The organism is Algoriphagus sp. PAP.12 (genome assembly GCF_026652115.1).
GTDB lineage: Bacteria > Bacteroidota > Bacteroidia > Cytophagales > Cyclobacteriaceae > Algoriphagus.
The window spans coordinates 1-11,861 of record NZ_JAPPSQ010000039.1 but is presented as its reverse complement, the minus strand read 5'-3'; the positions used below and the strand labels follow the sequence as shown (position 1 = coordinate 11,861).

9 protein-coding genes and 1 tRNA gene are annotated in these 11,861 nt (G+C 38.8%); 4 read left to right on the top strand and 6 right to left on the bottom strand.

The features are described 5' to 3' along the window. Positions 1-219: 219 nt before the first annotated feature. The 6 genes from O0V13_RS21085 to O0V13_RS21060 all read right to left on the bottom strand — a co-directional run bounded on the left by O0V13_RS21085 (position 220) and on the right by O0V13_RS21060 (position 8,181). Positions 220-1,242: a PorP/SprF family type IX secretion system membrane protein gene (locus O0V13_RS21085; protein ID WP_268036998.1), complete on the bottom strand. Its 1,023-nt coding sequence runs from the start codon at positions 1,240-1,242 to the stop codon at positions 220-222. Then, positions 1,239-3,578: a PKD domain-containing protein gene (locus O0V13_RS21080; RefSeq protein WP_268036997.1), complete on the bottom strand. Its 2,340-nt coding sequence runs from the start codon at positions 3,576-3,578 to the stop codon at positions 1,239-1,241. Before O0V13_RS21080 ends, O0V13_RS21085 begins: the two co-directional genes overlap by 4 nt. 89 nt (positions 3,579-3,667) lie before the next feature. Next, a complete protein-coding gene (locus O0V13_RS21075) occupies positions 3,668-4,939 on the bottom strand; it encodes an adenylosuccinate synthase (protein WP_268036996.1) in 1,272 nt (423 codons plus the stop codon). A 163-nt stretch (positions 4,940-5,102) separates the two neighbouring features. Beyond that, positions 5,103-5,444: an STAS domain-containing protein gene (locus O0V13_RS21070; protein WP_268036995.1), complete on the bottom strand. Its 342-nt coding sequence runs from the start codon at positions 5,442-5,444 to the stop codon at positions 5,103-5,105. A gap of 1 nt (position 5,445) precedes the next feature. Next, positions 5,446-5,913, bottom strand: a complete 468-nt coding sequence (locus O0V13_RS21065; RefSeq protein WP_268036994.1) for a Fur family transcriptional regulator — start codon at positions 5,911-5,913, stop codon at positions 5,446-5,448. Between the two features lie 54 nt (positions 5,914-5,967). After that, entirely contained in the window at positions 5,968-8,181 is a 2,214-nt protein-coding gene (locus O0V13_RS21060) for a RelA/SpoT family protein (protein ID WP_268036993.1), read from the bottom strand. A 158-nt stretch (positions 8,182-8,339) separates the two neighbouring features. Between O0V13_RS21060 and O0V13_RS21055 the strand changes: the two genes are divergently transcribed. The 4 genes from O0V13_RS21055 (at position 8,340) to clpX (ending at position 11,816) form a co-directional block, all read left to right on the top strand. After that, positions 8,340-8,421, top strand: a tRNA-Leu gene (locus O0V13_RS21055). Positions 8,422-8,514: 93 nt separating this feature from the next. Then, positions 8,515-9,843, top strand: a complete 1,329-nt coding sequence (gene tig / locus O0V13_RS21050) for a trigger factor (protein WP_268036992.1) — start codon at positions 8,515-8,517, stop codon at positions 9,841-9,843. Between the two features lie 74 nt (positions 9,844-9,917). Next, positions 9,918-10,586: a ClpP family protease gene (locus O0V13_RS21045; protein WP_073573509.1), complete on the top strand. Its 669-nt coding sequence runs from the start codon at positions 9,918-9,920 to the stop codon at positions 10,584-10,586. A gap of 3 nt (positions 10,587-10,589) precedes the next feature. After that, positions 10,590-11,816: an ATP-dependent Clp protease ATP-binding subunit ClpX gene (clpX, locus tag O0V13_RS21040; RefSeq protein WP_268036991.1), complete on the top strand. Its 1,227-nt coding sequence runs from the start codon at positions 10,590-10,592 to the stop codon at positions 11,814-11,816. Positions 11,817-11,861: the final 45 nt, after the last annotated feature.

Genomic DNA, 11,861 nt, shown 5'->3' with positions numbered 1-11,861 from the left:
TTCGCGTCGATTGGGAGTGCAAATATCCGAGAATTATCCGACTCCACAATACCCCAGTAGAAAAAAATCACAACTATTACCTAACTAACTGATAACGAATCGGAAAAATTTTACAAAACTTTTTAGAGATTATCGACAATTTTAAAAAACAAAACAACAGATATACTAGAGGTTTACTTCCATTTTAAAAATTAAATTTCGAATCGATTAAAAAACACCTTAGAACCTAAAGGTAGGAAGCGGGGCATACCTCTTTTTTCTACCTTTTCTTGGGACAAACACATACCTAAATGATAATTCATGAGCCCCTCCTGAAACTGATTGTCCCATTTTGGAAATTGAAAAGTCAAAAGAATAGCCAAATTCCAATCCTGATTTTAAACTAAAGCCGATCAAGGCTATTAAAGATTCATTATTTGGTAACTCATATTTGGTCGGAAGACCACGATACCATAATCCTAAGATTAAAGGCTGGAAATAAAATTCAGCCCCTAAGTCTAATTGAGAGTATAAACCTTGCTTTTTATAATTGAATGCAAATGCCAGAGACCTTTCTTGATCGGTATTATTGAAATAATCATTGATATTTCCGGGAGCAAGATCAATTCTATATCCACCATGCAACCCATATCTAACTGGAAGATTGTATAAATCCGGTTCTATATAACTAACCGGAGGCTCAAGTAAATGATATGCCGAACCGCCGACCCAATATTTTTCGCCATAAAATAAAATACCGGCATTTGCATCAAAGGAACTTAATTTGGAATCACCCTCGAACAAATCTCCAGCTGAACTGTAATACTGACCATTGTCAATATTTAACTGTGAGCCTAAAATCACTTTGTCAAACATAGACTCTCGCCCAGCATAACTAGCTTGAGCTCCAAATTGTACAAAGTTTTTATCACCCAACTGCAGGCGATAGGAATAAACCAATCCTATTTCATATTGCTGGCTTTGGGTGAAAGATTCTTTCGCACCGGAAAAAACAATACCAACTCCACTCGAAATATCTTCAAAAAAGTGATCGGCATATGCAGTATATGCAATAAAGCTTTGATCCAATGAAGGCCATTGATTTCTGAAATTTACTCCAACCCTACTTTCAGACGTACTTCCGGCAAAGGCAGGGTTAATATGAAAAGGGTTTGCATAGAACTGGGAGTATTGAATATCCTGCCCAAAAGAATATCTGGAAACCAAAAAAATAAAACCAAGTAAAAAAATCAGCTTTTTCATCGGATCAATTTAAACTTTCCTCCTTTTTTAACCACTTCACCATCTGTTGCCACTCCATTGAATCTGTAGGAAAAAATTCCCGGCTCAAGTAGCTCGCCATTCAAAGTCCCATCCCAACCTGGTCCATTTAACTCATCAGTTTGGAAAATCAACTCTCCCCACAGATTAAATATCAACAATTCTATGCTAACTAGCCCCTTATATTTGGGAGTAAAATAAATATTAGGCTCAATCTCAGGAGTAAAACCAGTTGGAACCATCACTCGGTAACTCCTAGTTATGGAAACTCTCTTCGTCAAAGATCTCTCACATCCGTATTGATCAGTAATGGTCAACACGACATCAAACTCTCCCTTTTTACCATATACGTGGATAGGATCTCTTTCGGTTGAAGTTTCCCCATCTCCAAAATCCCAATTCCAATAAATTGTCCTTGAATCTGACATGTCCGTAAATTGAATTGGATCATTTGGAAAAATACCCCCACTGGCATCATCTCTAATATCTGTGCCTGCAACAACAAAATCATAACCTATTTCCAACTCAACATCTTGTATGAAGACTTCTAAAGAAACAGGTTCTGAATAACAAGTATATCCTTTAGGTCTTCCATATAATTCAAAGCCACCACTTACATCAAGCGTCAATATTTCTTCATTCTCCAACTCCAGTCCATTCCCAACTAATAGGTAATCATAATTTTCAGGATCATAGGAATCTATCCCTTCGAAAATATTCACTGGCTGTCCAGGATCGCATCCTACAATTAGATCTTCAAATTCCAATTCGGGAAATTGGGGAAAAACAATCTCAACCTGATTTGATTTAGCAGGACAATTCTTCCTGTTGTAAGCCCAAACTTCATATAGCCCTGCCTCTTCAGTTTCTAATCTTGCGGATTCTTCTCCAGATAAGAGCACTCCATCTCTATACCATTCAAATCTTTCATACTCCTCCTCCCCTTTCGCTTCAAATACCACAAGATCACCAGGACAGGATTTCACTTCTTCAACAGTTTCACTTTCACCAGAGACTAGTAAGGAGACCGGCTCTGGAGATTCCTGTATCTTCAAAGTAATCTTGTTCCCTGCCGAAGTCTTTCCATAATTATCTGTAATCGTATAATAAACCTCGACTTCACTTCCCGCGAAACCCACATTTGGAAAAAATGTATAAGCACCTTTTTCTCCAGCCTCTAAAGTGCCTTCCGGTAAAACCAAATAGCGATTTTGCTCAAGGCATCGTGCCTGGGTACATATATCCTCGGATTGAGCTAAAATTGCTTCTCTTGTTTGGTAAAACTGAAGACAACGTATTTCCGAATTCTCATTTGGCAACTCGATATCCTCATCAGTTATATAAAATTGGTTCTCTTGTCCTTCACATGTGGCAACATCATCAAAATCTACTGCAATCGGAGCTTGCAATTCATCCTCCGCAGAAACCTGAACTATCAAATTTCTGATTTCATGAAAATTATTGAATCCCCCTGTAGAAGCAGAAAAACCTATTTTCAAGTTCTCTGGTGCAGGAAAATTGAATTCCTGATCTTGAAAAATTGTAACAAACCTGGGTTTTCCCTCTTCTGTTGTTACTTCCATTTCCAGTTTAAATAGATAGCCTATACCATTAGGATTAGGTTCAAGCTCAAAAAACACCTTCCTATATCCAACCTTGTTTCTATCTGTAACTCTTTGAGTGCCTACACCACCAGAACTTAATGGAAACCTATAATCAACATCCAAAGCCAAACCAGAAGCACCTGATGGCGGGTCATCTGTGATTTTCCCCACTACAAAATCATATCCATTGATCCCTGTACCACCTTTTCTTAGCGCAATGGTATTAGGATATAAGTTATTATCCCCACCAAAAAAACCTCCCCTTTTGCCCTCGCTCGAATTTGCAAAGTTCCCAAACACGTCAAATCCTAAGCCCATATAAGCGCCCGTCAAACCAGGCTGTTCGGATTTTTGAGCATAGCCTAATGACCCTCCAAATCCTCCCGGGGCAAAATTTGAAACATCAGCATCAAAAAGGAAAACTGTCAAACCATCAGCGCCAGATCCTCCATACATGAAATATTCAAATTCAGCTTTTATACCATAAGAAGAAGGGAAAGGAACATCTATATATATGTATCCCTTCTGATCATTTTGATTGGTAGTCAGTCTCAGAACACCCCCTACTAATTGTGCAGATCCACCAAAAATTGTAGAGGCTTGAGTATTGGCAGTTTGAAAAGTTTCACAATAAGGAAAACCAACTTGGGTAAATCCTTTTTGGAGACCTAAAACGAAAATTGAAAAGAGTAAAAGTATTAAGCGATATTTCAATGATTTTGGATTTAGATTTCCAAAATACAAAATGAATTTCGCCAATTCATTAAAAAACCCCGAATGGTTAAAATCCGGGGTTTGAAGTTTTATTTCATGATGGTCTGAACTCTATCAGGTCCAACCGAGACTAATTTGATCGGAACTTTCAGTTCATCCTCCAAATAAGAAACATATTCTTTCAATTCCGCAGGGAAATCATCATAAGATCTGACATCTTCCAAAGAACAGTTCCAACCTCTCAATGTTTTGTAAACCGGCTTCACTTCCGTATCAGTAATTTCGAAACTTAGGCGATCGATCTTTTCACCAGAAGGCAATTCATAATGCGTACAAACTTTGATTTCATCAAAGATATTCAGGACATCAGCCTTCATCATGAATAGTTGCGTCACCCCATTGATCATAATAGAGTATCGAAGAGCAGGCAAATCCAACCAGCCACATCTTCTTGGACGCCCAGTTGTGCTACCAAATTCATTTCCTTCTTTCCTCATATCATCCCCAACTGCATCAAAAAGCTCAGTTGGGAAAGGACCGCTTCCTACTCTTGTGCAGTAAGCCTTGAAAATCCCGAAAACCTCCCCGATTTTGGAAGGAGAAACTCCAAGACCTGTACATGCTCCCGCAGTCATTGTGCTTGAACTAGTTACAAATGGATAAGATCCAAAATCCACATCCAAAAGAGAGCCTTGCGCACCTTCAGCCAGAATCCTTTTATTTTCATTCAAAGCATCATTCACCTCATATTCACTATCGATAAGGTTCAATGTTTGGAAGAATTGGATCGCATCAAAGAATTGAGTTTCCATTTCTGCTAACTGATCTAAAGGATAGTTATAAAAAGAAAGAATGGTTTTATGCTTATCTACTAGCGCGGTATATTTCTCTTGGAATTCAGGACTTAGGATATCACCAACCCTCAAAGCTGATCTTCCGATTTTATCCTGATAAGTCGGCCCGATTCCCTTTAAAGTAGAACCAATTTTTTTATCGCCTTTTGACTGCTCATAAGCTGCATCAAGCAATTTATGAGTCGGGATAATAATGGTAGCCTTTTTAGAAATCACAAGATTCTTCATGTAATCAATGGAGAACTTGCCTAAACCATCTATTTCTTTTTTGAGGATAATGGGATCCAAAACGACACCATTCCCAATAATATTCAAGATTTGGGATCTGAAAATCCCAGAAGGAATCTGATGCAATACATGCTTGATACCGTCGAATTCCAAAGTATGCCCAGCATTGGGACCACCTTGAAATCTAGCCACGATTTCATATTCTGGAGCTAATACATCTACAATTTTGCCTTTTCCTTCATCTCCCCACTGGAGACCCAGTAATACATCCATCTTCATTTGATGTCCGGTCTAAACGGTTATTCAAGAGTTTTTGAAGGGCGAAATTTGCGATTAGCCTAAAGAAAACCAAGGGAAATAAGATAAATAATTCATTTTGCCATGAAACGAAAAAGTCAGCAAGAACCTAATCCCGCTGACTCTCTTTGAAATATCTCTAAATTCAATCTTTGTTTTTGAAATCTTCTACTGAGTCAAAAACAGTGAAAATATTATTCAGCTTTGTGATTATCAGCAATTTCTTCACATGATCAGAGGGAGAAGTTAAATAAACTTCACCGCCCACATTTCTCATTTTGGTCAACATAGTGATCAATAAGCCTATTCCTGACGAACTTATATATCTGACTTCACTCAAATCAACAACGAAAGTTTTTACTCCCTCCTCTACAGCATCAGAAACAACTTCCACTAGTTTGGGACCAACTTCGTCTCCAATCAAATCTCCTTTAATATATAAGTATTGGGCTTTGTCGTCTTTTTCGGTTTGATAGGTAAGCTTCATATTATTCAGTTGGTCTATTTTCGCAATTCTCCTTTTTACAATTTCCGTAAATGATTAAGGAATGATGCAATACTTCAAAGTTTAGAATTTCTGCTACGGTATTTTGGATGTTTTGGATACGTGGATCACAAAATTCCAATACTTTATTACAATCCACGCAGATCAAATGGTCATGCTGCTTGTACCCATAAGATTTTTCAAATTGAGCCAAATTTTTCCCAAACTGGTGTTTGGTCACCAAGTCACACTCAACCAACAAATCTAAAGTATTGTATACTGTAGCCCGACTGACACGGTAATTCTTATTCTTCATACTGATGTAAAGTGACTCTACATCAAAATGTCCTGTTCTACTATAAATCTCCTCTAGTATCGCGTATCGTTCTGGGGTCTTTCGAAGCTTTTGACTTTCTAAGTAAGCTGTAAATATTTTTTTTACCTCTTCGAAATGAGTTGTATTCAAAGGCATTTTGAGCTATTTTTTTCAAATATAACTTTTGCAGGCAATAAAAGATTCATTTCTCTAATCAAAGCGAGAAACCTTGATGATTCCTTCGACCTGTGAAAGGTTATTCATTAATTTATCTAGATGTTCGGTACTATGGACGTAAAGCTTAATAGTTCCTTCAAAAATTCCAGCATCAGAATCGACAGTGATCGACCTCATATTTACTTTCAATTCATTGGAAATTACTTTGGTGACATCATTTATCAATCCCACCCGATCTGTCCCCACTATATGAAGTCCAGCCAAAAAGGCAATTTCTTTCTGACTAGTCCAGCGTGCTTTTATCACTCGATTTCCATGATTAGAGAGCAATTCCAAGGCATTTGGACAGGAAGTTCGATGGATTTTAATCCCTTCATTGACTGTCACAAAACCAAACACATCGTCTCCTGGGATAGGATTACAGCACTTAGCCAAAATGTAGTCCACCACATCCATATCCTCTCCTATCAATAGCTGGTCATGATCTGGACCTTTGAGACTCTTAATTTCTTTGGTGAATGAACTTTCGTCTTTTACCTTTTCCTGGATTGCTTTATGCTTGAGTTTTTGATTCTCTTTGAAATCTTTGAAAGATTTGATGGAAGTAGGATCAATGGTACCTTTCCCAACTCTGTAATAAAACTCATTGGCAGTCTTCAATTCAAAGTAAGCCCTCAACTTTTCAATGGTCTCAGAGTTGAAATCCATCTTCATTTGCTTGAGCTTTCTCTGTACAATTTCACGGCCATCCAAAATCGCTGACTTCTTCTCCTCTCGAAGTGCATCTTTGATTTTCGCCTTCGCTCTGGAAGTAACAACACTATTGAGCCAATCCTCATTAGGACGCTGTTTGCTTGAAGTTAGGATTTCTACCTGATCACCATTTTTCAGCTTTTGGTTGATTGGAACGAGCTTTTGATTGACTTTGGCGCCAATACATCTGGCTCCTATTTCGGTATGGATTTCAAATGCAAAATCCAAGGCAGAAGCTCCAAAAGGCAATACTTTCAAATCACCTTTCGGGGTAAAAACGAAGACTTCTTCATGAAATAAATTTCCTCTGAAATCATCCATGAATTCAATCGCATTGCCATCATTGGATTCCAGCATACTTCGTACCTGCGTAATCCAATCATCCAATCCAGAATTGGATTTACCACTGCTGTCTTTGTATTTCCAGTGGGCGGCATATCCCCTTTCAGCAATTTCATCCATGCGATCGGTTCGGATCTGAACCTCCACCCACTGTCCAGTATTACTCATTACGGTAGTGTGTAAGGATTCATAACCATTGGACCTTGGAGTACTGATCCAATCCCTCAATCGATCTGGGTTCGGTTTATAAAAATCTGTAACTATTGAATAAACCTGCCAGCAATCCGCCTTTTCGCTTTCCAACTCACTTTCCAGAATAATCCGAATGGCAAATAGGTCATACACCTCCTCAAAAGGTATCCCCTGCTTCTTCATTTTATTATAAATGGAGTAGACTGATTTAGGTCGCCCTTTTATACTGAACCTGAATCCTTGCCGAGTCAGTTCCTCTTCTATCGGTTGAATAAAAGACTTGATGAACTTATTTCTATAGGATTTTGACTCATTGATTTTATCAACAATATCCTTATAAGTATCTGTATCGGTGTATTTCAAATACAAATCTTCCAACTCAGATTTGATCGCATACAACCCCAATCTGTGAGCAAGAGGAGCATAGAGATACATAGTTTCCGAAGAAATCTTCAATTGCTTATGCCGGGGCATACTCCCTAGCGTCCTCATATTATTGAGTCTATCAGCAATTTTTATCAGAATTACACGGACATCGTCTGAAAGTGTGAGGAGCATTTTCCGGAAATTCTCAGCTTGCTGCGAACTCCCATATTCAAACACACCTGAAATCTTGGTCAGCCCATCAATAATTGTCATGACTTTGGGACCAAATTCCCGTTCGATATCTTCCAATTCCCAGTCGGTATCCTCTACTACATCATGTAGAAGAGCCGCTACTATACTAGTTGTCCCTAGCCCTATTTCCTCTACACAAATTAGGGCTACTTCTAGTGGGTGATATATATAAGGTTCTCCTGACTTCCTTCTCATATCCTTATGGGCTTCGAGGGAAACGTTGAATGCCTGCTTAATGAATTTTGCATCACCAGGCTTCAATACAGGTTTAGCGTGTCGAAGGAGTCTTCGATACCGCTTAAGAATCTCTTTTCTTTCTTCTTCTACATCTACTTGAATCATACAGAAGGAATTTACAACAAAATTGGTAGGAGTCTACAAATTTTTATCAAATCATTTCGATTTTTTTTTCAACACACATTTGCAAATTATCATTTAGTACATACCTTTGCATCCACAATTGAAAACAGGAATTTTTTCTGTTCAAATTGTATGAAAATGCGGATGTGGCGAAATTGGTAGACGCACTAGACTTAGGATCTAGCGCCGCGAGGCATGGGGGTTCGAGTCCCTCCATCCGCACACATACCGAACCCTCAATCACTCCACTGCGTCAACTGACCAGGAAAGAGATTGGGGGTTTTTAGTTCATCTTCAATTAAACGTAAAAGCGCTTTGGAAATCACATTAGACAAGCACTCAGCAAATCAAGCTTCTATTAAAATTAAACTAACAGAGGCAGATTATCAACCGAAGGTAGACGCGAAACTGAAAGACTACGCCAAAAAAGCTAACATTCGTGGCTTTAGACCTGGCAAGGCTCCTGTTTCCATGGTAAAAAACATGTACGGAACTTCTGTACTTGTTGAAGAGATCAATGGCATCTTAGGTGAATCATTGAACTCCTACTTGAAAGAACAAACTTTCCGCGTGCTTGGTGATCCACTTCCTGTTGAAAACGTAGAAGACAGCATTGATTGGAAAACTCAAAAAGAATTCGACTTCGAATACAAAATTGGTTTTGTGGAGAACTTCGAATTGCCTTTGGACAAAAAAATCAAGGCTACTAAATACTCTATCAAAGTTGATGACAAGTTGGTAGAAGAAACTATCGAAAACTTGAAGTCTCAGTATGGTAACAGTACAAATCCAGAAACTGCAGAAGCTGGTGACCATGTTTATGGTGACTTGGCAGCTGCTGAAACTAGCTTCAACAAGGCTGTATCTTTGGACTTGACTAAAATCACTAAAAAATTGGCTGGTAAATTCATCGGTCAAGGAAAAGACACTGTCATCGAATTCGAAGCAAAAGATGTAAAGAAAGGACAGTGGGAAGAAGCTTTCGGACTTTCTGCTGAAGAGGCGGAAGCTGTTCAAGGAGCTTTGACTTTCACTATCAAAAATGTAAACAGAACTGAAGAAGCTGAATTGAATCAAGAATTCTTCGACAAAATCTTCGGTCCTGATCAAGTAAAAACTGAAGAAGAATTCACTGCCAAAGTGAAAGAAACTCTTCAAGGTAACTACGATAAAGAATCAAAAGTTTTCACCGAGGAAGAATTGAAAAAAGTATTGGTTGACAATGCGAATTTAGATCTTCCAGAAGACTTCTTGAAAGAATGGTTGCTAAAAGCAAACGAGGGCAAAGTAACTGTTGAAGACGTTGAGAAGGAATTTCCTATCTACGCGAAACAGTTGATCTGGTCTTTGGTATCCAACGAATTGGCGAAAGCACATGACATCAAAGCTGAGCACGAAGACGTGATCGCTAAAACCAAAGAGATGATCCGTGAGCAATTTGCAGCTTCAGGCCTTGGGTCTCAGATGGAGGACAGCATGGATATGTTTGTTGACAACTATCTGAAAGGTGAAGAAGGGCAGAACTACATGAACATGCTTACATCAGTTCAAAATGAGAAAGTCCTATCATTTGTTCAAGACAAGATAGATCTAGAAGAAAAAGACATTAGCATAGACGAGTTCAAGGAACTTTTAGAAAACTAAATTGCTTTTAAGCGTATAAAAAAGTCCTTATTTAAGGGCTTTTTTTATTTTTGTTTACTTCAACCGTTTATAACATGATCAATAAAGACGAATTCAGAAAATACGCCATCCACAATCAAGGTGTGAGCGGCACTGCATTTGACCAGTACACCCAACATATCGAAAACATGACTCGCTCTGTGATTGAGGAAAGACCTCAAAACTTCCGTGAGATCGATGTGTTTTCAAGACTGATCATGGACCGTATCATTTTCCTAGGCACAGGGGTAGATGATCACATAGCAAATATTATTGTAGCCCAGTTACTATTCTTGGAATCAGTGGATGCTAAGAAAGATGTATTGCTGTACATCAATAGCCCGGGTGGCTCAGTGACTGCAGGCTTGGGGATCTATGACACCATGCAATACATCGGACCGGATGTTGCAACTATCTGTACGGGTATTGCTGCTTCTATGGGAGCAGTTTTGCTTGCCGGTGGTGCCAAAGACAAAAGATCAGCTCTTCAGCATTCAAGAGTCATGATTCACCAGCCATCAGGCGGTATGCAAGGACAATCCAGTGATATGGAGATTTCCTTGAAATTGATCTTGTCTATGAGACAAGAATTGTATCAAATCCTAGCCAATCATACTGGCAAAACTTTCGAAGAAATCGAAAGAGATTCTGATCGTGACTATTGGTTGAAAGCTCCAGAAGCTAAAGCTTATGGCCTGATCGACGAGGTATTAGTTAAAAAATAAAAAATGGCTCAAGTAACCTGCTCGTTTTGTGGTAGAAATAAAAAAGATGTAGATCTGATGGTATCGGGTATCTCTGCCCATATCTGTAATTTCTGTATCGAGCAAGCCCACATGATTCTTGGAGAAGAAGAAAAAACCAAGAAAAGTGATGCTACAAAACCTAAGTTTAAATTAAAGAAACCAAAAGAACTGACCACCTATCTGGGACAATATGTGATCGGACAGGAAGATGCCAAAAAGGTTCTTACAGTTGCTGTATACAATCACTACAAGCGATTGTTACAAAAAGATGAACAGGACGAAATCAAAATTGAAAAGTCCAATATCATCATGGTGGGTGATACCGGTACGGGTAAAACCTATCTAGCAAAGACCTTGGCAAAAATCCTGGAGGTTCCATTTTGTATTGCTGACGCAACTGTTTTAACAGAGGCTGGATATGTGGGCGAAGATGTTGAAAGCATTTTGACAAGACTTCTTCAAGCTGCCGACTACAATGTAGAAGCCGCAGAAAGAGGGATTGTTTATATTGACGAAATCGACAAAATCGCAAGAAAGTCCGACAACCCATCTATTACGAGAGATGTGAGTGGAGAGGGAGTTCAGCAGGCTATGCTGAAGCTTTTGGAAGGTACTGTTGTCAACGTCCCACCTCAAGGAGGAAGGAAGCATCCTGATCAGAAGATGATCGCTGTAAACACAGAGAATATCTTGTTTATCTGTGGTGGTGCATTTGATGGTATCGCAAGACATATTGCCAAAAGACTCAATACTCAACCTCTTGGCTTTAGCAAAGCAGGCACTGCGGCTTTGGCGGACAGAGAGAATCTCTTGCAATACGTAACTGCTCAGGATTTAAAGGCCTTTGGCTTGATTCCTGAATTAATTGGTCGTCTTCCAGTTTTGACTCATTTGGATCCTCTTCACAAGGACGCATTGAAAAGAATCCTTACAGAACCTAAAAATGCCTTGACAAAACAATACACCAAGCTTTTGGCGATGGAAGGCGTTGATTTGGTTTTTGAAGAAAGCGGAATTGACTTTATCGTTGAAAAAGCAGTTGAGTATAATTTGGGTGCAAGAGGACTAAGATCTATTTGCGAAGCGATCATTACAGACGCTATGTACGAATTACCTTCGGATGATTCTATCAAAGAATTGGTAATTGATGGTGAATATGCCAAGAGTAAATTCGACAAGTCCAAATTCAAGAGACTTCAGGTAGCTTAGAAACAACCTCTGATCTTAATCAAAATAAGAAAGCCCGTCAAAAAT